Raw genomic sequence first — 21,926 nt, 5'->3', positions numbered from 1 at the left:
CATGCGTTTTGCTTTGGCTAGCATAAAGGGCCAGGGGACAGTTTTTTGTCACCCCTCCGACCAATGCGGACCAACAGCACAATGAAAGCAGTCATTCTGGCCGGTGGGCTGGGCACACGCATCAGCGAAGAATCCCACCTGCGCCCCAAGCCGATGATCGAAATAGGCGGCAAACCGATCATCTGGCACATCATGAAGATCTACTCGCACTACGGTATCAACGACTTCGTCATTTGCCTGGGCTACAAGGGGTACGTGATCAAGGAGTATTTCGCCAACTACTTCCTGCACATGTCGGACGTGACCTTCGACATGGCGCAAAACCGCATGGATATCCACAACCGCCATGCCGAACCTTGGCGGGTGACACTGGTGGATACTGGCGAAAACACCGCCACTGGTGGCCGCCTCAAGCGTGTCCGTGAGTACGTTGGCGATGAAACCTTTTGCCTGACTTACGGCGACGGTGTATCCGACGTCGACCTTCCCCGACTGATCGACTTCCACCGGCAGCACGGCAAGCTGGCCACGGTTACCGCCGTGCAGCCGCCGGGGCGTTATGGCGCGTTGGATGTGCAGGGCGAACAGGTACGCGGCTTCCAGGAGAAACCACTGGGCGACGGTGGCTGGATCAATGGCGGCTTCTTCGTGCTCGAGCCGGCTGTGCTCGATTACATCGCGGGCGATGGCACCACCTGGGAAAACGAGCCCATGCGTCGTCTGGCCGAGGACGGCCAGTTGATGAGCCACCTGCACCGTGGCTTCTGGCAACCGATGGATACCCTGCGTGATCGCATGCTGCTCGAAGCACACTGGAAGAACGGCGAAGCCGCATGGCAGCTATGGCGCTGAATCCGGCATTCTGGGCGGGGCGCCGCGTTCTGCTGACCGGGCATACCGGCTTCAAGGGCGGTTGGCTGGCCGTATGGCTGCGTCAGTTGGGCGCCGAACTGCGCGGCTTCGCCTTGCCTGCCGCAACCACGCCATCGCTGTGGCAGGTTGCGCAGTTGCAACAGCAGGTTCCCGGCGATTTTGCCGATATCCGTGATGCCTCGGCCCTGGCCGGAGCCCTGCAGGATTTTCAGCCCGAACTGGTGCTGCATCTGGCCGCTCAGCCACTGGTGCGTGAATCCTATCGTGCGCCTGCGGACACCTACGCAACCAATGTCATGGGTACGCTCAACCTGCTCGAAGCGGTGCGGGCCACGCCGTCCGTGCGTGGCGTGCTGGTGGTGACCACGGACAAGTGCTACGAGAACCGCGAGTGGCCCTGGCCCTACCGGGAGCAGGATGCCCTGGGCGGCTTCGATCCCTATAGCAGCAGCAAGGCCTGTGTCGAGCTGCTGTGCGCGAGTTACCGCGACTCTTTCCTGCGTTCCTCTGGCGTTGCCCTGGGCACTGCGCGCGCGGGCAACGTGCTGGGGGGCGGGGACTGGTCTGCCGACCGCTTGTTGCCGGACATCTTTCGCGCCTGGCAGGACGGCCAAGAGGTGACCTTGCGTTATCCCGATGCGACGCGGCCCTGGCAGCACGTGCTCGACCCGCTGATGGGCTATCTGCAGCTGGCGCAGGGCTTGCTCACTGACGCCGAGCAGCATGCCGCAGCCTGGAACTTTGGCCCTGACAGCGCAGGGCTGGCCACCGTCGGCGAAATCGTCGAACGCCTTGCCGACCGATGGCCAGGCGAGGCGCGCTGGTCGGTTGCCAGCGATGCCCAGCCGCACGAAGCCGGTCTGCTGGCCCTGGACTCCAGCAAGGCGAGGCAGAGGCTTGGCTGGGCGCCGCGCTGGTCGCTGGATGACACCCTGAAACATACCCTCGACTGGCATCTGGCCTGGCGCGCAGGGCGTGATATGAACATCGTTACCCGCGAGCAGCTCGCGGTTCACCAAGGCGGAACCCATGAGTGACAGTACGGCGCAGCAGTTGCGCCAACAGATTGCCGAGCTGGTCGGGCGCTACGCCGAGCTGCAGATGGCGCCCAAACCCTTCGTGGCCGGGCAGAGCAGCGTTCCGCCAGCCGGCAAGGTGATCGGTGCGGGCGAACTGCAGGCCATGACCGAGGCCGTGCTGGATGGCTGGCTGACCACCGGGCGCTTCAACGAGGCGTTCGAAAAGCGCCTGGCCAAGTACCTGGGGCGCCGCTGCGTACTCACCACCAACTCCGGCTCGTCGGCCAACCTGCTGGCGTTTTCCGCCTTGACCTCGCCACGCCTCGGCGACCGGGCGATCAAGCCGGGCGACGAGGTGATCGGCGTTGCCGCCGGTTTCCCAACCACCGTCAACCCGATCCTGCAGTTCGGCGCGGTACCGGTGTTCGTCGATGTCGAGATGGGTACCTACAACATCAACCCGGCACTGATCGAAGCGGCCATCGGCCCGAAGACCAAGGCCATCATGCTGGCCCATACCTTGGGCAACCCCTTCGACCTGAGTGTGATCCGCGCCCTGTGCGACAAGTACGGCCTGTGGCTGATCGAAGACTGCTGCGATGCCCTGGGTTCCACTTACCAAGGGCGCATGGTCGGCACCTTTGGTGATATCGGTACCCTCAGTTTCTACCCGGCGCACCACATCACCATGGGCGAGGGCGGAGCGGTGTTCACCGACTCTCCGCTGCTCAAGCGCATCATTGAGTCGTTCCGCGACTGGGGCCGCGATTGCTATTGCCCCCCGGGCGAGGACAACACCTGTGGCAAGCGCTTCTGCTGGCAACTGGGTAGCTTGCCGGAAGGCTACGACCACAAGTACACCTACTCGCACCTGGGCTACAACCTGAAGATCACCGACATGCAGGCCGCATGCGCGCTGGCGCAGATGGACCGGATCGATGATTTCGTTGCCGCGCGCAAGCGCAACTTCGCCTGGCTCAGCGAGCGTCTGGCCGGTTGTGCGGACAAATTGATCCTGCCGCAGGCCACCCACGAAAGTGACCCTTCCTGGTTCGGCTATCCGCTCACCCTGCGCGACGGCTGTGGGGTAAAGCGCGTCGAGCTGTTGCGCTACCTGGATGAGCAGGGTGTGGGTACACGCCTGCTGTTCGCTGGCAATCTGACCCGCCAGCCGTACATGCAGGGGCAGCAATACCGGGTTGCCGGCGAGCTGCCGGTAACCGACAAGATCATGAACGACACGTTCTGGATCGGCCTCTGGCCGGGCTTGAGCGATGACCATCTGGAGCATGCGGCGCGCAGCCTCGAAACCTTCCTGCAGAGGCTGTGCTGATGCGCGCCTATGTCCTGTGTGGCGGTTTCGGTACGCGCCTGCGCAGCGTCACGGACGCGCAGAAGGCCCTGGTCCCCGTTCACGGTGAGCCCTTTCTGGCGCGCGTATTGAGCCAGTTGGCCCGTGCCGGCATCAGCGAAGGCGTACTGTGCGCGCATTACCGCGCCGAACAGGTGGCCGAGCAGCTTGCCGAGTTGTCTCGCCATGCGGGTCTGCCACTGTCGCTGGTGGTGGAGCAGAGCCCACTGGGCACGGGCGGCGCACTGCTCAACGCGTTGCGCGAGCAACCGGCTCAGGGGCGGTATCTGGTCCTCAACGCCGACACCTTTGTCGACGCGCAAGGTTATCGGCAGATGATGCTGAGCGAAGGCAATGCCGTGCTGGCAGCGCGGGTCGATGACCGCGGCCGTTATGGCAGCCTGGCGCTCAATGCCACGGGGCACCTGGCTGGCTTGCAGGAAAAGGGCCTGCAGGGGCCCGGCCTGATCAACGCGGGGGTATATGCCTTCACCGCGCCGGCCTTCGCCGCCACGCCCGTTGGCGCGTGCTCCATGGAGCACGATCTGTTGCCCGAGTTGCTCCAGCGCGAGGCCGTTTCCGTTGTCGATTACAACGGGCGCTTCATTGATATCGGCACGCCAGAATCGCTCGCGCGCTACACCGACGAATTTTTTCCGGATACATCGCTATGAGCCTGCTGGTGCAGACCCTGAGCATTGGCGAACGCCAGAGCATTCTTGATGCGGTCAAGTGCATCGAGGCCGGCGCCTTGCAGATCGCCTTCGTGGTGGCCGACGATCAGCGTTTGCTGGGTGTGGTCACCAACGGTGACGTACGTCGCCACCTGCTGCAGGGCGGCCAGACCGACCTGCCGGTAACCACCTGCATGAACAGCCATTACCGCGCCGTTCAGGCCGATGCGTCGCGCGAGGAGTTGCTCAAGGCATTCGACCTTGGTTTCAACGCCATCCCGGCCGTGGACGAGCAGGGGCGCCTGGTCGAGGTCTACACCCGCCTGATGGCGGCCAGCCCGGAAGTGCCGGTGCTGGCACGGGCTCGTGCGCCGGTACGCATGAGCTTCTGCGGCGGCGGTGCCGACCTGACCTATTTCTTCATCGACCACCCGGCAGCGGTGCTCAGCTGCACCGTCGGCCTCTATGCCCATGCCACCCTGGTTCCCCGGGGCGACCGTGGCATTCGCATCTTCTCCGAGGACCTGGGGCGCGAGGAGGACTACGACTCCCTGGCTGACCTGCTGGCCGCCAGTGAAAAAAGCCTGTTGGCGACCATCGTTTCGGTGATCAAGCCGCAATACGGCTTCGACCTCTACCTGCGTTCGGACTTCCCGGTGGGCTCCGGGCTGGGCGGCTCCTCCGCTGCCACCACGGCCACCATCGCGGTATTCAACGAACTGCGCCAGGATCGCTGGAGCACCTACGAGATCGCGGAACTTGCGTTCCAGGCCGAGCGCCTGTGCTTCGGCATCGCCGGTGGCTGGCAGGACCAGTACGCCTCGGCCTTCGGCGGCTTCAACCTGATCGAATTCGAGAACCAGCGCAACCTGGTGCACCCGATTCGCCTGGAAGAGGCGATCCGCAATGAGCTGGAGTCCTGCCTGGTGTTGTGCGACACCGGCATCTCCCACGACTCTGGCCGCCTGCATGATCTGCAGCGCGAGGAGATGCAGGCCGAGGCCTCGCAAACCGACCTGCTCCACGCCAGCGTGGCGCTGTGCCGGCGCATGCACCGCTATCTGATTCGCGGCGAGCTGCGCGATTTCGGCCTGTGCCTGGACGAAGCCTGGCGCCTGAAAAAGCGCTTTTCCTCGGCCATCAGCCATGGGCGCCTCGATGAAATCTACGCCGCTGCACTGGCGGCCGGCGCGCTCGGCGGCAAGCTGCTCGGCGCCGGCGGCGGTGGCTTCTTCCTGTTCTACGTACAACCCCAGCATCGCCAGCGAGTGGTGCATGCGGTGCGCGCACTGGGCTGCCAGACTCAAGGCTTCCGCTTCGAGTCCTGCGGTGTTACTTCCTGGCGGACGAAAATCCAATGACCCCGATTATTCTCGACGGCATCGCCCTGGGTGGCGAGCGCGTCTATGTCATCGCCGAAGCCGGCAACAACCATAACGGCTCGCTGGCATTGGCCAAACAACTGGTGGATGCCGCCATCGCGGCGGGCGCCGACTGCGTCAAGTTCCAGCTGCGCAACCGCGAGGCGCTGTACCGGCGCAAGGCCGATGGCTCGCGTGCCGAAGACCTCGGCGTGGAGTACATCCAGGACCTGCTGGACAAGGTCGAGCTGAGTCTCGACGAGCACCGCCAACTGCGCGCCTACTGCGCGCAACAGGGCATCACCTACCTGTGCACCCCCTGGGATGAACCCAGTGTCGATGCCCTGGCAGCGTTCGACGTGGCGGCGCTGAAAATCGCCTCGGCGGACCTGAGCAACCCCTACCTGATCGCCAAGGCCGCCAGCCTGGGCAAGCCGCTGATCCTGTCCACCGGCATGTCCTTCGAGCACGAAATCATCCGTGCCATCGAACAGCTCAATGCCTTGGGTACGCCCTTCGCGCTGCTGCACTGCAACAGCGCCTACCCGGCGCCGGAAGGGGATATCCAGCTTGGCTACCTGCGCCGCCTGCAGCAGCTGCACGGCCTGATCGGCTATTCCGGCCATGAGCGCGGTATCGCCATTACCCTCGGTGCCGTGGCCCTGGGTGCCAAGCTGGTGGAGCGCCACATTACTCTGGACCGCAACATGGAAGGCCCGGATCACCTGGCCAGCCTGGAGCCTACCGAATTCCGCCAACTGGTGGACGGCATTCGCCAGCTGGAGCTGGCGCTGCCATGGCAAGGCCCTGGCCGTCATGCCAGCCAAGGGGAACTGCTGAACCGCGAGAACCTCGGCAAGAGCGTGATCGCAGCGCGCGAAATCCCCCGTGGTGCAGTCCTGGAGCCGGGCATGCTGCGTATCGCCAGCCCCGGCCAGGGCTTGGCGCCGTACCGGCTGCCAGAGCTGCTGGGCAAGCCCGCCCAGCGCGACATCGCCCAGGGCGATTTCCTGTTCGAGAGCGACCTGCAGGAACAACCCGCCGAGCAGAAACTGGCGTTCGACATGCCGATTCGTTGGGGTGTGCCGGTGCGCTATCACGACTTCCTCGATTACCGTCGGCGCATCGAGCCGGACCTGTTCGAGTTCCACCTGTCCTACCGCGACCTCAGCCTGAAACCGCAGCCCTTCCTGGCCCAGGTGGAATGCTCGCGCCTGGTGGTACACGCCCCGGAGCTGTTCGAGAACAGCGAGCTGCTGGACCTGGTGGCGGACGACCCGGCCTATCGCCGGCGCTCCATCGACAACCTGCAGCGCGTGGTCGATGCCACCCTGCAGATCGGCGAGTTCTTCCCCGCCGCCGATGCCCGGCTGATCGTCGCCAACATCGGTGGTTTTTCTGCCGACGCGCCACGCCCGCTGGCCATGCGCCCCGAGCTCTACGAGCGTTTCCATGAGGCCTGCCGCCAGGTGGATTTCGCCGGCACTGAGCTGATCCCGCAGAACATGGCGCCGTTCCCCTGGCACTTCGGCGGCCAGCGCCACCAGAACATTTTCATGATGCCCGACGAACTGGCGGCCCAGGCCCGCGAGCACGGCCTGCGCTTGTGCCTGGACCTGTCGCACCTGCAGATGACCTGCTTCCACTTCGGCCTCGACTTCCAGGCCGCACTGGCGCTGCTGCTGCCGCACTCGGCGCACCTGCACGTGGCCGACGCCAAGGGCACCAACGGCGAAGGCGTGCTGATGGGCACCGGCGACATCGACTGGCCGGCCAGCTGGGCACAGATTCGCCAACATCCCGAGGTCAGCTTCATTCCTGAAGTCTGGCAAGGGCACAAGGATCATGGTGCCGGCTTCTGGTCGGCACTGCAGTATTTGACGCGGCTTGCTTAAGCGCCGGTTTCGAGGGGGAATTCAAGGTGACACAGACTATCCGTGTAGCGGACTACATCATGGAGCGCCTGGCGCGTTTGGGCGTGGGGCAGGTCTACTTCCTGCCAGGCGGCGGTGCCATGCACCTCAACGACGCGTTGGGTCGCCACCCTGAACTTGAGCCGGTGCTGTGCCTGCACGAGCAGGCGGCGGCGATTGCCGCTGAAGCTGCCGGCAAGCTCACCGGTGGGCCGGCGGCGTGCATGACCACCTGTGGCCCGGGTGCGACCAATACGGTTACCGCAGTGCTCGGTGCCTGGCTGGACTCGACACCGGTGTTCTTCGTGTCCGGCCAGGTCAAAAGTGCTGACCTCAAAGCCGGTACTGGCCTGCGCATGCTTGGCGTGCAGGAAGCCGACATCGTTTCGATTGTCGAGCCGATTACCAAGGCGGCGGTCACCCTGACCGATCCCGAGGCGGTAGCCGAGGTCTTCGACCTGCTTGAACATGCCGCGCTCAGCGGCCGTCGTGGCCCGGTATGGCTGGATGTACCGCTAGACGTGCAGGCTGCCCGGATTGATCCGGCGACCCTGCGCCGGGCGCAGTTGCCTGCGGCTAGCGAGCAACCGGACATCAGCGCGGCGGTTGCGCAAACCTTGAGTTTGCTGCGCCAAGCCAAACGCCCAGGCATCATCGCCGGTAGCGGCATTCGCATGGCGGGTGCGGTTGACGCATTCAACCAGTTGATCGAAGCCGCGGGCGTACCGGTCATGCCGACCTGGCTGGCCATGGACATCATCGAAGACGAGCATCCACTTTACGGTGGCCGTCCCGGCTCCATTGCACCGCGCTGGGCCAACTTTGCGCTGCAGAACTGCGACCTGCTGATTGTCCTTGGCTCGCGCCTGGACATGGCCTTGACCGCTTACAACCATGCTCACTTCGCGCCCTATGCGAAGAAAGTCGTGGTGGATATCGACCCTGCGGAAATCGCCAAGCTGCAGATGCCCATCGAGGTGTCGGTAGTCTCTGACGTCAAACCCTTCATCGAAGCCTTGGCTGCGCAAATCGGCCGTGATCGCCTGCCGTCCTACGCCGACTGGCTGGCGCGCATCGCGCAGTGGCGCGAGCAATACCCGCTGCTGCAGAGCGAGCACGCTGACGACAGCCAGGGCGTGAGCATGTACTACTTCACCGACCAGCTGTCCTCGCTGCTCAATGAGGGTGACGTGATCGCGCCGGGCAGTTCGGGTTTCGCTTCCGAATTGTTCCTGCTCAATCTGCGCCTCAAGAAGGGCCAGCGCTGCTTCCACAACCGTGGCACGGGCTCGATGGGCTTTGGCATTCCGTCGGCAATCGGCGCGTGCCTGGCCTCCGGGCGCCAGCCGACCGTCTGTGTTGAAGGTGACGGTGGCTTGCAGTTGAACATCCAGGAGCTGGCGACCCTGGCCGCGCACAAGCTGCCGGTCAAATGCTTCGTCATCAACAATCAGGGCTATGCCTCGATTCGTGCATCGCAAAGTGCGCATTTCAACCTGCTGGTCGGTGCCGATGCCACCAGTGGCCTGCAACTGCCGGATCTGGCCCAGCTGGCCAGTGCGTATGGCGTGGGTTACGCGCGCATCGAGTCGCATGCCAACCTGCAGGCCAACCTCCAAGCTGTGCTGGAGCGCGATGGCCCGGTGATCATCGAGGTGCTGGTCCAGGTTGAAGAGCCACGGATTCCGCGGGTCATGACCCGCATGGATGAAAATGGCAAGCCGGTAACCGGTGCCCTGGAAGACCTGTATCCGTTCCTCAGCCGCGAAGAGCTGGCGCAGCAGATGGCCGTTTCGCTGGATGCCGGGGCATGAAAGTGTGGCTCAATCGCCGCTTGACCGGGTTGTGCTACGGCTACCTGCGTAGCCAGCGCGACTGGGCGCACGAAAAATCGCCGCGGGTGCGTCACGCCCGCGTGCTGCCCATGGCCAGCCACGCGCCCTGGGTCAATGACAGCGCGTTTCTGAACACCTACGAGAGCGTGCGTCAGCACACGCTGGTCGACATCATGCGCTTGTACGAGCTGTGGACGCTGGCGCGTCAACTTGAGCATGTCGAGGGTGATTTCCTCGAGGTTGGCGTGTGGCGCGGTGGCTCCGGGTGCTTGCTGGCAATGGCCGGTCAGCGTGAGGGGCGTAGGGTGTTCCTGGCTGATACGTTCACTGGCGTGGTCAAGGCCGGGGCACAGGACACCAACTACCGCGGCGGCGAGCATGCCGACACCGGTGTTGATCTGGTTCTGGAGTTGGCCAAGCGTTGCCAAGTGCAAGACAGCGTGCGCGTGCTGGTCGGCATGTTCCCAGAGCGCAATGCCGAGCAGGTCAGTGACAGGCTGGCGTTACTGCATATCGATGTGGACGTTTTCGAGTCCGCCCGCGATGTATTGCTTTGGGCTGCCCCCAGGCTCGTGCGCGGCGCCGTGGTGGTGTTCGACGATTACGGGTTCTACGGCTGTGAAGGGGTGACGCGCATGGTCGATGAGTTCGTCGCGCAGAACAGCGGGTATCGCTTCCTGCATAACCTCAATGGGCATGCCGTGCTGATCAAGGTAGCGGATCATGGCGAATGAGTTCGGCTACGACCACCTGCTGATCTATGGGGGCAGGCTCGCCGGGCGGCGTGTACGGGACTACCTGGCTGCTCGTGGGCAGCGCGTGGATGCTTTTCTCGATCGCGATGAAAGCCTGGGTGAAGTGGACGGTGTGCCGGTCTTCAGCGCTCAGGGCTGGGCTGCCAGGCATGACCCGGCTAAAGCCTGTGTGCTGATCGGGGTGTTCAACGCCCATGTGGATACCAAGACCATTTTCGATGATCTGGAGGCGTTGGGGTTTGGCCGTCTGGTCAGCCTGGTCGAGTTCGTACGCCTTTATCCAGAAGACCAGCCATTTCGTTACTGGCTGGTTGCCCCCGCATTCTATGAACAGCATGCACCGCGTATTGCAGCGTTGCGCGCTGCGCTTGAGGATGAAGCCAGCAAGCAGCTGTTGGACGCAATCGTCGAGTACCGCACCCTGGGTGATCCGCGTTGCCTTCCTGCGGTTACCGGCCAGCAGTATTTCCCGGCAGACCTGCCGCGCTTGCCAGAACCACTGCGCTTTATCGATTGCGGTGCCTACGTCGGCGACACCGTTGAGGAATTGCTGGCTGCCGGGTTTGCCTTCACCAGCCTTGCGACATTCGAACCGGATCTGGATAACTACCGCCAGCTGACGGCGCAGCTTGGCAAGGTGCCGGGCGCGATCCACTTCCCTTGCGGCGTGTCCGACAGCAACCGCTTGAGCGGATATGACCCCAGCCTGGGGGCGGGTGGTCACCTGGTCGAATCTGGCGGCAATCCGGTGTGCTGTGTGCGCCTGGATGATGCCTTGCCGGGATTTGCGCCGAACTTCATCAAGATGGATATCGAAGGCGAAGAGCCGGCAGCGCTGCGCGGCGCGCAGGCGCTGCTGCGTACACATCGCCCGCACCTGGCCATCAGCATCTATCACCGTGCGGAGCACCTCTGGGAAATAGCCGAGCAGTTGCAAGGCTATGCGTTGGGCTACCGCTTCTACCTGCGCTGTCACTCGCCCAGTACCTTTGATGCAGTGCTCTACGCGATACCTGGAAAGCCGTGAGCAGCAACTCTGCTTTTTCATCAGCGAAATGCCTGGCGGTCGCTTTGCAAGGAAATTGGACGTGCGGTCAATGAATAAACCTTCGACGATAGACGAGCCAGTCGTTATCTACGGTGGCGGTCAGATAGGTGTTGGTTTTTGCCGGCGCTTGATGCAAAGCGGCGTGAATGTTCGCGCCATCATCGATCGCAATCCGCAAGGCGTAACGAATGCGCCGGTCCCGGTGATGACGGTGGAGGCGTGCATTCAAAGCAATGGCAATGCGCTGGTGTTCGTGGCGATAGGCAATGGCCTTGCCCACCCGGCCATTGCACGTGCCTTGCACAGCGTCGGCTACAACAGGGTATTGCACCTGCCTGTGTTTCTTCGTGGGGAAAGGGCGGCGGCCATGACGCAGGCATGGAACGCATTTTATTCGGGTGACTATGCAGTGCCGTTCTGCAGTTTTGACGAACTGTATACCGTACGTGCCGGCGACTACCTGTTGAGCGCGTTTTCAGATTATGTGACTGCCATCGTGCACAAGGACTATGTCTATACCGTAAGGCGTTCCTACGAAGGCATCGAGCACGATTACGCTGATTACTTCAAGTGGCAAGGCCAGGAACAGGACGTTATCGACAAGGCGACCAATGTCCGCCTGGATGATCCGGCGGTCAAGGCGCTGCTGCCTTGTGATGAATTGTTTACCCAAGAGCAATTGGATTTCTATCGCGCGAAAACCTTCTTTGATATGGGGCACTATTATCGCGAGGCTGCGTCGGTCGCGGTGTTTGATGGTGCCTCGCATCGTTTCAATATCCTCGATGGCTCTCACCGCGCCTTCTACCTGGAGCGTCAGGGCTTCGATGGCATTCCGCTCAAAATGAAGCGAGCGGAGTGGGACGCTTATTTCAGAGAGCACCAGGCGCAGGCGCTGATGGATTATTGCAGGCAGTTGCAATCGCTCCCGGCTGTGGTCAAGCATCCGGCGTTCATGTCATTCCCGGTACTCGAGCGTGAGCCAGACGCTGAGTTCCTGCGCCTGCTCGAAGGGGTATGCCCGCTATGATGCTGACGTCTGATACGCCGGTAGTTCTGTACGGTGCCGCCCATCGTGGAACGATGGTCTCGCGCTACCTGAAGGGGCGCTGCAATGTTATCGGCTTTATTGACAAGCGTGCTGCCGAGATAGCCCATCACGAGGGGCTGCCGGTCAGCCGTGTCGCCGATGCAGATAAAGCGGCACTGGTTATCGTCTGTGTAAACAATATTTTCGAGCACGAAAGCATTGCACTGAGTTTGGCGGCAGAGGGTTTCGAGCGGGTTGTCTTTTGCCCGGTAAACGGCTCCAACATGGCGTGGCGATCCGCTGAAGAGCGGGCGCAGATGGCAAGTGTTCACAACGCTATCATCGACGAGCAGCTGACCCTGCCCGTCGAAGTTCCCGCGTTGCATGGGCTGTTTCGTCCGGAGTACAAGGATGATGCGCTGATCAGTGCCGACGACGGTGAGGTGCTGGCGTGGATACCCGCCTGGTTGGTCTGTGCACGCCGAAACGGCAATGGGCTGTTCAAGGACAGCCCGGTGTTTACCCTGTTCCCCTACCTGGAGCTGTTCAAGTGGTTCGATGGCGAGGCTGACGCAACCCCGAACCATTACCTGGACCTCTACTGTCGCAACGCGGCTGATCAATTCGGTATCGCGCAGACAGACGCGTGGGTGGAAAACGTGCTTAGAAGCCGTAGGCAGGTGTATGAGCGCATGCGGCAAACCGAGTCGGTCGATCCCTTGTTCTTTGTGAATCATGCGGTCAACGCGGATTGGAATAGTGATGAAAGTCACTTCAACATGGACAGCGGCAAGCACCGTGCAGCGTTCCTGATCCATCGCAAGCGCTCACTGGTTCCGCTCAAGCTAGCCAATGCGGACTATGAGGCCTACCTCAATCGGCCTGCGTTGAAAGCACTGATCGATTGCATGCTGCGCTCAAACATCACCGAGCTGCCTTATCCGGTGATGCATTCGTACTTTCTGAGAGTTCCCTATCGGGCAGACAGTGCTTTTTATGAGACGTTGCTGAAGTCATGCCGTGCCCTCGTGCTGAAAAATTTCAGTGAGACCGGCAGGGTTAGCCTTAGCGGCGTTCGACTGCGGGCAGAAAGCGCTGATCTTGAGCCATTGGCTCAAGCGTTTGCCGTGCTGGGGTGTTCAGTTCAGCACGGTTATCAAGAAAGCGAGTTTGATCGAGCTGTCAGGGATTTGTATCGCATTTCCGATCGCTTCGCACGGTCGGGCGATGTGCCGCAGGCGTGTGATTTTGTACTGGATGAGTGGGTGGCTCGATAATGCGTGCGCAACTAATTGATGTGTGTGCGAAGCCTGATTTGCAGCAGCAGGTGGACGATGTCATTGAGCGAATGGAGCGGCACTGTCCAGTGCGCATTGTGTGCTACTCGCTGATGGGCTCCATACCTCTTGGTATGGGCAATGCTTCGTCTGATTATGATTTGCTGGCATTTTACCAGCCGCAGAAGGCCATAAGCTCAGATCAGTACGACGTTATCAATAATAAAACCCCTCTGCTGGGGGCGGCGCATATTGCCGGGCAGGTGAATATACTGCTGGCGGATAGTGAGTTGTGTTCGTTGAAATTTGTGGATATGCCTGAGGCGGCTTTCGCTCAGGGCTACCCTCATCACCTGAACTCACTGACAGTTCATGATCGTGCGTTTGATATTTCTGTGGTGCCTGGTAACACCTCACCCAAGGTGGCCTCGATTTTTTCCGATATGTTTTATTACGGTGGCGGTGTACTGACCGATCGCCTGGGTACCGTCCGAGATAATTTTTCGGAGATGAAGCACTTTCTGCGCGTCTATGATTTTTGCAAGCGCCGGTTTGTGACAACGTATGGGCGGCTTCAGTACTACCTTGTCGAGCCAGGCAATGTCAGGCTGCGTACCTATTTGCAAAGCATCAACGATATATTGGCGATTGAGTATGCGCTCGATCGTCTCGATGTGCCGCCGGCTGATGTTTCGGTGATGTTGAATTATCTTGATGATGCGCAGGTGCTGGATATTGCCCGGCGCTATGTCGAGATTAACAGCAGTGCCACGATTGCAAAGGAAAAGCTACTGCTTGATCCAAGCCCAATCTTGAATCAATGGATTTCCGAGAGGCTGGAGCGTATAAGGCCACGTTTGGTGGATTTTTACCCGCAACGCGCACATGCACTTTTCAACGTCGTTATTGATTGACAAGGGCGAGCGCATTTTTTCAGGTGTTTGGTTGATTTTTTGTTGCAGGATGGCAGCCCCTGGCCGTTCTGATCTGTTAGGCAGGTAATAAGATGAATGCTGGCTTGTCCTTGTGCGGTGCCGATTTTTCCAAGATGCAGAAAGGTGGCATCTATTCCTTCGCACTTGCGTCAGGCCAGCGTGTGCCGGTTTGCTGGTCGGATGCGCTTCTGCGTGATGCTCAAGACCACATCGTGGTCAGGCAGCCATCAAGGCTGCAGGCGCTATCGCGCCTTGATGACTACCCCAATATCAGGCGCTTGCTGGACGCGCAGGCCGGCCTGGCCGATTTGGCGGCGTTCAAGCGCCAGGCTCGCGACTGGCTGAATGAGGGGTTCTATATCTTTGGCGCCTTCAAGGTCGGTTTGCGCTTGGCACGTCACGCGCAATTGCTCAATCTTGAAGTCAAAGGATTTATCGACAATGACCGGACCAAGGACGGTGGTTCATTGGAAGGGCTTTCGATCTCTCATCCTTCCAGTCTTTCGCTTGAGAACGCCGTCGTCGTTGTTGCCAGTGGCCGGCATGGCAACGCCATTTCCAGGCAATTGAGCCAGGTGCCGGGGATTCGTCTGGTCAACATGCACGAGTTTCTGTACGCACTTGATGGCCCGGGGCCGGGCTTGGGTTGCGAGCAATTTTCAAGTTTTGTCGAAGCGCCGTTGCGTGACCCTTGGCGCTTCATCTCCGCGTTCCTGTGCCTGGATGATGAGCCGTCACGCCAGGTTTTTGATGCGTTGATTGGCATGCGAACTCGCCTGTCGATCGCCTGTGCAGAACAGGCCAAGTCGCCTTGGGATGAAGAGTATTTCGACAAGGCATTTGTACGGCCTGAACAAGCGGCGCGCTTTGTGGACGCCGGTGCAGCAGCGGGCGATACCCTGCATCGCCTGGAGAAACATTTTGGGCCGGTCGAGCAGGCTTGGCTGTTCGAGCCCGAGTTACCGGCGTACTACGAAGCGCTCAAGAGTGTCGCCAATCGCCCTGATGTCTGGCTGTTCAACATGGGGCTGGACGAAGTGCCCAGCCGAGCTGTCTATCAGCCTGAATTGACGTATGACATTGCCGGCGAGTTGAGCAGTGATGTGCCCGCAAACATCACTTCTTTCATACAGGGCGTGCCTCTGGATGCCGTGGTGCCGGGCAAAGTTGGCTTGTTCAAGCTCGACATCGAGGGCATGGAAGCCTCTGCCTTGCGGGGGGCGCGTACGATCATCGAGCGCGACAAGCCCGTGTTGGCTGTCTGTGCCTACCATCGTTCCGACGATTATTGGTGCTTGATGGATGAAGTGCAGTCCATCCGCGGTGACTACAGAGTGGGCATTCGTCTATACGCGGACATCCTCGAAGACATCACCTTGTATTTCTATTAGGGCAACAGGCCGCGGCGGCATCTCTACCCCTCGTTCCCAATTACTATGAGCCCCTGACGCCAATGCCTAGTTTCTCCTTGCCTTCACCCATTATCAGCAGCGCGTTGCAGGCCATTCCCTCCACGCTGGGTTTGCACAACGCGCTGGCTGGGCAGCATGTGTTGGTCACCGGCGGTACAGGCTTTTTTGGCTTGTGGTTGTTGGCGTTGTTTCAACAACTGAACCAGCAAGGCGCAGGGGTGACGGTCACGGTTCTGTCACGCAACCCATCGCGTTTTCTCGATGCACAGCCCGGTTACCGTGATTGCGCCTGGCTGCATTGGGTCAGCGGTGACGTGCGTGAACTGCTGGCCGTTCCGGGGCAGCCTGTGAGCCTGATTATTCATGCGGCAACCGAGACGTCCTCGGCGGCTCATGGCAAACCGTTGGAAATCTTCGACACCATCGTCACCGGCGCGCGCCGGGTATTCGACTTGGCGGTGCGTACTCGGGCCCGCGTGCTCCTGACAGGCTCGGGTGCACAGTATGGGGCTTTGCGGGCAGGTGCAGATCAGGGCGCCGGGGTCGCCGAAGGCTTCACTGGCGCTTGTGCCAGCAACAGTGCAGGGAGTGCCTATGCCGAAGGTAAACGGGCACAGGAAACCTTGGGCGCGATTTATGCACAGACTCACGGCATTGACGTAATCATGGCGCGTTGCTTTGCCTTTTCCGGGCCAGGCCTGCCGCTCGATGGCCATTTTGCCATTGGCAACTTTGTTCGTGATGCCCTGTGTGCGGATCAGGTCGTGATCCGCTCTTGTGGCACCGCAGTCCGCAGTTACTTGCACGGTGCAGATTTGGCCGCCTGGCTGCTGGCGTTGCTGGTGAGCGGCAAAGCCGGCGAAGCCTACAACGTGGGCTCCGATCAGGCGATCAGCATTGCTGATCTGGCACATCGCGTTGTCGCGCGAGTGGCACCAGGAAAACAGGTGTTGATCATGGGGCGTACCGAGGGTACGGCTCCTTCGTTTTATGTACCGGATATCAGCCAGGCCCGCGGGGTGGGGCTGGATGTCTGGACCAACCTGGATCAGTCGATCGACAGCATGGCTGTCTGGGCGAAATCCGTGGGTTATGGCATTTGAATTTCAACGAGGCTGCGTGTGAGCGAGGCCGTGACAGAGGGGATGCGTGATGGATTGGGCCTCAATTGCAGGCGGTAGTTGCCAGGGTGCGCCTTGGCGAGTGGGTATCGCCGGGGTTCAGCTGGGGCAGGAGCAAAAGGCATTCCTCATCAGCGATGAGCAATGGCAGAAGCTGCAGGCCCTATTTCCTCTTGGCCCGTTGCAGGCCTATGGCAACGGCAACGGCCTTGTCTTCGAACGAATCGCTGTATCGGACGTCGCCGGTCACCATGACAGTGTGCTGCTGATTGAGCTGGCTTATGCAGGCACGGGGGAGCTGACTTTATCCTCCGCTACGCGTAGCTATCTGATGCGGCTAGAGAGCTCGGTGGATGACGCGCAGTTGTTCGAGCAGTTCGACAGAGTCTTTTTACCTGCCAAAGAGGCGTTCACAGGCCAGCACCTGGTGCGACTCAATCAGCCGCTGGAACTGCCGCTTGCTGAATTGGACTCGCGCCCTGCTTTCAAAGGAAAGGCCTGTGTGCTTGGGCGCGACGATATCGAGTTGCAGCGAGCGCACTTTGCGCTGTGCGATCATGAGCCCGAATTAGCTGATTGGTTGTCCCCTCAGTGGCAGTCTTGCCTGTTGTCGGGCACCGTGCCTGTACATACCGCAGCCACTTCGCTGCCAGAGTGGTTCCCGCGTGATTGCTATGTAGACGGCAGTGTATTTAGCAATAGAGCAGACTTGTTCGCTTTCCTTGATGGCATGGCATGGGCGGAATACGAGGCACTGGCGAGTCGCCTGCGGTCGTTTCTCATGCAGGGCAGTGCTCGGCCGGATGAGCGAATTTATCCTTACACCGTCGATTTCTGGATCAATGCGCTGACGTCGGGCATTGCGCTGGACGCCTCTGAGGTGCGTGGTGTTGCGCCGTTATTGAGCGTCGTGATTCCGGCCTATAACTATGGTCGGTATTTGGGGCAGGCGGTACGGTCCGTATTGGATCAGGGTGTCGAGGGCATTGAAGTCCTGGTTGTGGACAATGCTTCGACGGACAACACGCAATCGGTCATGGCCGAGTTTTCGTCTGATACGCGGGTGCGCTACATGCGCAACCGACGAAATTTCGGGGCCGGAAACAGTTCTCAGAATGGCTTTTGGGTCGCCAAGGGCAAATACATAGTCTTGTTCATGGCCGACGATTATATGAATCCCGGTCATGTCATGCGCCTGCTCCCTATTCTGGAAAGCAATGCGCAGCATGCCCTGGGTTACAGCCCAATCTGTTGGGTTGATGAGCAGGGCGATCCTGTAGAAGGGCCTAGCCACCCCGGCCATCGCAGTGAAGATTACAGTGGCGGGCGTAATGAGGTTGCGGACCTTCTGATTTACGACAGCTATATCACCCCCTCTGCGGCGATCATTCGCCGGGACGCCTTTTTCAAGGCTTGGCGCCGTGATGTCAGAATTCGTGGATCGGGTGACTGGCAGCTCATGGTTCAGCTTGGGGAGTTGTTCCCTGACTTCGTTTTCACCACCGTGCCGGGTGTGAGCTATCGCGTTCATGCGGCGCAGCACTCCCATGAGTTCTATGTTTCCTCGGCGCCGCTGGAAGGGCATACCTGTATTCTCGAGGGCGTATTCGAACGTGGCAACGAGGGGCACCTGAAAGGCTATGAGCGTGAGGTTGCTGCTCATCTCAAGCGCAGGCTGACGCTTTATCCGCACGAGCAGGGTACTGCGTTGGGCAAGCGGGTGCGGCAGCTGTGCGGGCGTCTGGAAGCCTTGGCTGAAGACGCTGAGCGGGCGATGTTCTCCATCATTGTCACCACGTTCAACCGTCCCGAACTGCTCAGGGATGCGCTGAACAGTATTGGCCGGCAGTCCTTCAAGGACTTCGAAGTCATCCTGGTCAATGACAACGGCAACCCGGTCGAATCGCTGCTGGCTGGGTACGATTTCCCTGTCACCTATATCCGCCAAGGTCGTAACCGCGGCCCAGCCGCTGCCCGTAATAGCGCCTTGCGACTAGCCCGTGGCCGGTATGTCGTCTATCTGGACGATGACGATCTGTATCTGCCTGGCCATCTTGAAGCATTGGCTACAGCGCTGGCTGAGCACCCCGACACTGTGGTGTATACGGATGCTGTGTTCGTTGAGGAAACGATAGCGGCGGGCAAGCGCAGCGAGGTGGCGCGTGAGCAACGCTATCCCCACGAGGCGTACTCCAGGGAGCGTTTGCTGGTTAACAACTACATCCCAGTCAACACCTTTGCCTGCCCACGTGCACTTGCCCTTGCGGTGGGCGACTTCGACGAATCGCTGGCAGGTTTGGAGGATTGGGATTTCCTCATGCGTTTGAGCGCTCGCAGCGCATTCAACCATATTCATTGCGAGACAGTGGAAGTGCGCATGCGCCGGGATGTCAGTGCACCTGCACGGCGTTCGGAACAGGCACTCAAAGATTACCCCGCGCTTTACCGCGAGTTGTATGCACGCCATTGCGACTACGGTAGCGAAGAAATCAAGCGCGGGCGCCAGCAAATGCTGGAGCATTTGAGTGGAGAGCCCAAGGCAGCGACACTGCAGGACTGGCTGGACGAACGCGTTCCGGATGCCATGCAGAGCCGTCTGATCGAACAGCGTCTGCAAGCGCATCAGGGCGGTCCGGTGATCGGGATCATCGTGCTGGACGCTGATGGCCGCATGGATGCATTGAATGCCTCCGTGCAAAGCTTGAGTCGCGATAACTGCCTCTATGCCACAGTGAAAATCATCGCGTTGACAGCAGGGGAGGCGCCCTCGACCGGGCTGCAGAACGAACTGCATTGCTTGCGACTGACTGATGCCAGCCTGAGCGACCAGCTCAACCAGGTGGTTCAGGCAGGTGAGTTCGACTGGTTCATGCTGGTAGAGGCGGGGAGTGAGTTCACTGCGAGCGGCTTGCTGATTGCTGCGCTTGATCTGTTGGCAGCGCCAGGCTGTCGGGCAGTTTACGGTGATGAAGCGCTGCGTGCCGGTGGCGCGGAAATTGGCGCTGCGCTGCGTCCTGATCTGAACCTTGATCTGCTGCTCAGTTTGCCGGCGAGCATGTCGCGCCACTGGCTGTTCAACCGTCAGGTGTGGCTGGAGATGGGTGGCTTCCGTCAGGAGGCGGGCCAGGCAATCGAGCTGGATTACATCCTGCGCCTGATCGAGTCAGCCGGTTTCGAGGGGCTGGGGCATATCAGCGAGCCGCTGTTGATCAGCAATGCCCCGTCGCTGCGCGACTGCCCGGATGAGCGCGGGGTGATCCTGCGTCATTTGCATGCACGCGGTTTTGCCCAGGCTCGCGTCGAGTCTCGTTTGCCCGGGCGTTATGACCTCGACTACGGCGCCTCCAGCGACGCATCGGTCAGCATCCTGATCCTGCTTCAGGGCAACAGCCCGGAGCGGGCGCAGCGTTGCATGGAAACCATTCTGGAGAAGAGCACCCATCGCAACTACGAGGTGCTTCTGCTGGCGTCGAATGATGCCGGCCCTGCGGTGAACAGCTGGCTCGACGGTGTTGCCCAGCTCGGTGTCGATACCATTCGTTGCATGCGTTTCCCTGGCGGGATGGCACCGGCGCGCATGCGCAACCAGGCCGCCGCGCAGGCACGTGGTGACTTCCTGCTGTGGCTGGACGAAGGCGCTGCCGTACTCGATAGCGATTGGTTGCAGCAGATGCTCAACCACGGCATGCGCCAAGAAGTCGGCGTAGTGGGGGCCAAGCTGGTAGCGGGGGAGGCAACCATCAGCCATGCCGGTTTCGTGCTCGGCCTGAACGGCCCGGTTGGTGAAGCCTTTGCCGGTCAGCCGATGGATGCCCCTGGTTACATGCAGCGTCTGCAGATCGACCAGAACTATGTCGCGGTGAGCGGCAAGTGCCTGCTGGTGAACAAAGGCCTGTTCCAGGAGCTGGGCGGTTTCGACGAGGCGCCTGAGCTGCAGCGTTGGACCGATGTCGACCTGTGCCTGCGTTTGCACCGTGCCGGCTACCTGAACGTCTGGACGCCGCGTGTGCAGTTGCTGCTCAGCGAGGATGCCGCAACGCCGGCCAGCGCCGAGGAAGAAGACGCCTTGTATGCACGCTGGCTGCCTGCACTGGCGCGAGATCCGTTCTACAACCCGAACTTCTCGCTGTCGTGCGCCAATGGCTTCGGCCTGGAGTGCGCCGAGCTGAGCTGGCGACCGTTGTCGTCCTGGAAGCCGCTGCCGACGATCCTGGCCCATGCGGCGGATGAGGGGGGGTGTGGCAATTACCGGGTTATCCAGCCGCTCGCTGCGCTCAAGCGCGAGGGGCTGGCCGAGGGGCAGCTGTCCTGGGCTCACCTGACGCCAGCTGAGCTTGAGCGTTACCAGCCGGACAGCATCGTGCTGCAGCGCCAGATTGGCGATCAGCAGATTGAGCACATGCGCCGGATGCACGCGTTTTCAGGGGCGTTCAAGGTCTTCGAGCTGGACGACTATTTGCCTAACCTGCCGCTGAAGAGCGTGCACAGGGCGGAGATGCCCAAGGATATTTTGCGCGCCCTGCGCCGCGGCCTGGCGTATGTGGACCGCTTCGTCGTCTCTACGCAGCCGCTGGCCGAGGCCTTCGCTGGTCTGCATGGCGACATCCGGGTGGTGCACAACACCTTGGATGGCCGTTTCTGGAAAGGCCTTGAAGCCCAACGCCGGCAGTCGCGCAAGCCGCGTGTCGGCTGGGCGGGTGGGGCGAGCCACTCCGGCGACCTGGAAGTGATCGCCGACGTAGTCAAGGAATTGGCCAACGAGGTGGAGTGGGTGTTCTTCGGCATGTGCCCGGATAAGCTGCGGCCCTATATCCATGAGTTCCACGAGGGTGTTTCGCTTGAGAATTACCCGCAGACGCTGGCCAGAATGAATCTGGACCTGGCCCTTGCGCCCGTGGAGCAGAACCTGTTCAACGAGTGCAAGAGCAACCTGCGCCTGCTGGAGTACGGCGCCTGCGGTTTCCCGGTGATCGCCAGCGACCTGCGTTGCTACCAGGGATACAACGACTTGCCAGTGACCTTGGTGAAGAACCGTTTCCGTAGCTGGGTGGAGGCCATCCGCATGCACATCAGCGATCTGGACGCCACGGCCAAGGCGGGCGATGCACTGCGCAATGCAGTGCTGGGTGGCTGGATGCTAGAAGGCGACAATCTGAGCAATTGGCACAAGGCCTGGCTGGCGGACTGATCCCGGCTTGACGCCCTCGCTCTTTCCGGTGAGGGCCTGGCGGTGAGCCTGTTCCGGCCTCTTCGCGGGTAAACCCGCTCCCACATGTGAGTACTGCGCTGTACTTGTGGGAGCGGGTTTACCCGCGAAGAGGC

At 60.9% G+C, this 21,926-nt stretch carries 15 protein-coding genes; all 15 read left to right on the top strand.

What is annotated here, in order from left to right; translation table 11 throughout:
• Window positions 1-81: 81 nt before the first annotated feature.
• Window positions 82-852, top strand: a complete 771-nt coding sequence (gene rfbF, locus ACO6VM_RS09325) for a glucose-1-phosphate cytidylyltransferase (RefSeq protein WP_110991873.1) — start codon at window positions 82-84, stop codon at window positions 850-852.
• Entirely contained in the window at window positions 834-1,910 is a 1,077-nt protein-coding gene (gene rfbG, locus ACO6VM_RS09320; protein ID WP_401056416.1) for a CDP-glucose 4,6-dehydratase, read from the top strand. Before rfbF ends, rfbG begins: the two co-directional genes overlap by 19 nt.
• Entirely contained in the window at window positions 1,903-3,225 is a 1,323-nt protein-coding gene (rfbH, locus tag ACO6VM_RS09315) for a lipopolysaccharide biosynthesis protein RfbH (protein WP_401056414.1), read from the top strand. Before rfbG ends, rfbH begins: the two co-directional genes overlap by 8 nt.
• Complete coding sequence (locus tag ACO6VM_RS09310; RefSeq protein ID WP_401056412.1) at window positions 3,225-3,917, top strand: sugar phosphate nucleotidyltransferase; 693 nt, start codon at window positions 3,225-3,227, stop codon at window positions 3,915-3,917. The genes rfbH and ACO6VM_RS09310 overlap by 1 nt, the downstream gene beginning before the upstream one ends.
• The gene (locus ACO6VM_RS09305; protein ID WP_323828350.1) at window positions 3,914-5,278 is read left to right on the top strand and encodes a CBS domain-containing protein; all 1,365 of its coding nucleotides are present in this window, start codon (window positions 3,914-3,916) and stop codon (window positions 5,276-5,278) included. The genes ACO6VM_RS09310 and ACO6VM_RS09305 overlap by 4 nt, the downstream gene beginning before the upstream one ends.
• Window positions 5,275-7,173, top strand: coding sequence for an N-acetylneuraminate synthase family protein (locus ACO6VM_RS09300; protein WP_401056410.1), 1,899 nt, complete (start codon window positions 5,275-5,277; stop codon window positions 7,171-7,173). Before ACO6VM_RS09305 ends, ACO6VM_RS09300 begins: the two co-directional genes overlap by 4 nt.
• 26 nt (window positions 7,174-7,199) lie before the next feature.
• Window positions 7,200-9,005, top strand: a complete 1,806-nt coding sequence (locus tag ACO6VM_RS09295) for a thiamine pyrophosphate-binding protein (RefSeq protein WP_401056408.1) — start codon at window positions 7,200-7,202, stop codon at window positions 9,003-9,005.
• A complete protein-coding gene (locus ACO6VM_RS09290; protein WP_422403179.1) occupies window positions 9,002-9,760 on the top strand; it encodes a TylF/MycF/NovP-related O-methyltransferase in 759 nt (252 codons plus the stop codon). Before ACO6VM_RS09295 ends, ACO6VM_RS09290 begins: the two co-directional genes overlap by 4 nt.
• Entirely contained in the window at window positions 9,750-10,808 is a 1,059-nt protein-coding gene (locus ACO6VM_RS09285; RefSeq protein ID WP_401056404.1) for an FkbM family methyltransferase, read from the top strand. Before ACO6VM_RS09290 ends, ACO6VM_RS09285 begins: the two co-directional genes overlap by 11 nt.
• A 70-nt stretch (window positions 10,809-10,878) precedes the next feature.
• The gene (locus ACO6VM_RS09280; RefSeq protein ID WP_401056403.1) at window positions 10,879-11,859 is read left to right on the top strand and encodes a hypothetical protein; all 981 of its coding nucleotides are present in this window, start codon (window positions 10,879-10,881) and stop codon (window positions 11,857-11,859) included.
• Entirely contained in the window at window positions 11,856-13,136 is a 1,281-nt protein-coding gene (locus ACO6VM_RS09275) for a hypothetical protein (RefSeq protein WP_422403178.1), read from the top strand. Before ACO6VM_RS09280 ends, ACO6VM_RS09275 begins: the two co-directional genes overlap by 4 nt.
• Window positions 13,136-14,050 carry a hypothetical protein gene (locus ACO6VM_RS09270; protein WP_422403177.1) on the top strand — a complete coding sequence of 305 codons (915 nt, stop codon included), beginning with the start codon at window positions 13,136-13,138 and terminating at the stop codon, window positions 14,048-14,050. Before ACO6VM_RS09275 ends, ACO6VM_RS09270 begins: the two co-directional genes overlap by 1 nt.
• 92 nt (window positions 14,051-14,142) lie before the next feature.
• The gene (locus tag ACO6VM_RS09265; RefSeq protein ID WP_401056397.1) at window positions 14,143-15,462 is read left to right on the top strand and encodes an FkbM family methyltransferase; all 1,320 of its coding nucleotides are present in this window, start codon (window positions 14,143-14,145) and stop codon (window positions 15,460-15,462) included.
• Between the two features lie 62 nt (window positions 15,463-15,524).
• Entirely contained in the window at window positions 15,525-16,586 is a 1,062-nt protein-coding gene (locus ACO6VM_RS09260) for an NAD-dependent epimerase/dehydratase family protein (RefSeq protein WP_422403176.1), read from the top strand.
• Window positions 16,587-16,686: 100 nt separating this feature from the next.
• Entirely contained in the window at window positions 16,687-21,792 is a 5,106-nt protein-coding gene (locus ACO6VM_RS09255) for a glycosyltransferase (RefSeq protein WP_422403175.1), read from the top strand.
• The last annotated feature ends 134 nt before the right edge of the window (window positions 21,793-21,926 follow it).

Source organism: Pseudomonas sp. GZD-209, assembly GCF_049310485.1.
In the GTDB taxonomy this organism is placed as follows: domain Bacteria; phylum Pseudomonadota; class Gammaproteobacteria; order Pseudomonadales; family Pseudomonadaceae; genus Aquipseudomonas; species Aquipseudomonas sichuanensis.
This window is presented reverse-complemented; position numbering and strand designations above follow the sequence as displayed.

Coding starts and splice junctions, on each gene's coding strand:
- rfbF (WP_110991873.1), top strand. CDS start 82: ATGAAAGCAGTCATTCTGGCCGGTGGGCTGGGCACACGCATCAGCGAA.
- rfbG (WP_401056416.1), top strand. CDS start 834: ATGGCAGCTATGGCGCTGAATCCGGCATTCTGGGCGGGGCGCCGCGTT.
- rfbH (WP_401056414.1), top strand. CDS start 1,903: ATGAGTGACAGTACGGCGCAGCAGTTGCGCCAACAGATTGCCGAGCTG.
- ACO6VM_RS09310 (WP_401056412.1), top strand. CDS start 3,225: ATGCGCGCCTATGTCCTGTGTGGCGGTTTCGGTACGCGCCTGCGCAGC.
- ACO6VM_RS09305 (WP_323828350.1), top strand. CDS start 3,914: ATGAGCCTGCTGGTGCAGACCCTGAGCATTGGCGAACGCCAGAGCATT.
- ACO6VM_RS09300 (WP_401056410.1), top strand. CDS start 5,275: ATGACCCCGATTATTCTCGACGGCATCGCCCTGGGTGGCGAGCGCGTC.
- ACO6VM_RS09290 (WP_422403179.1), top strand. CDS start 9,002: ATGAAAGTGTGGCTCAATCGCCGCTTGACCGGGTTGTGCTACGGCTAC.
- ACO6VM_RS09285 (WP_401056404.1), top strand. CDS start 9,750: ATGGCGAATGAGTTCGGCTACGACCACCTGCTGATCTATGGGGGCAGG.
- ACO6VM_RS09280 (WP_401056403.1), top strand. CDS start 10,879: ATGAATAAACCTTCGACGATAGACGAGCCAGTCGTTATCTACGGTGGC.
- ACO6VM_RS09275 (WP_422403178.1), top strand. CDS start 11,856: ATGATGCTGACGTCTGATACGCCGGTAGTTCTGTACGGTGCCGCCCAT.
- ACO6VM_RS09270 (WP_422403177.1), top strand. CDS start 13,136: ATGCGTGCGCAACTAATTGATGTGTGTGCGAAGCCTGATTTGCAGCAG.
- ACO6VM_RS09265 (WP_401056397.1), top strand. CDS start 14,143: ATGAATGCTGGCTTGTCCTTGTGCGGTGCCGATTTTTCCAAGATGCAG.
- ACO6VM_RS09260 (WP_422403176.1), top strand. CDS start 15,525: ATGCCTAGTTTCTCCTTGCCTTCACCCATTATCAGCAGCGCGTTGCAG.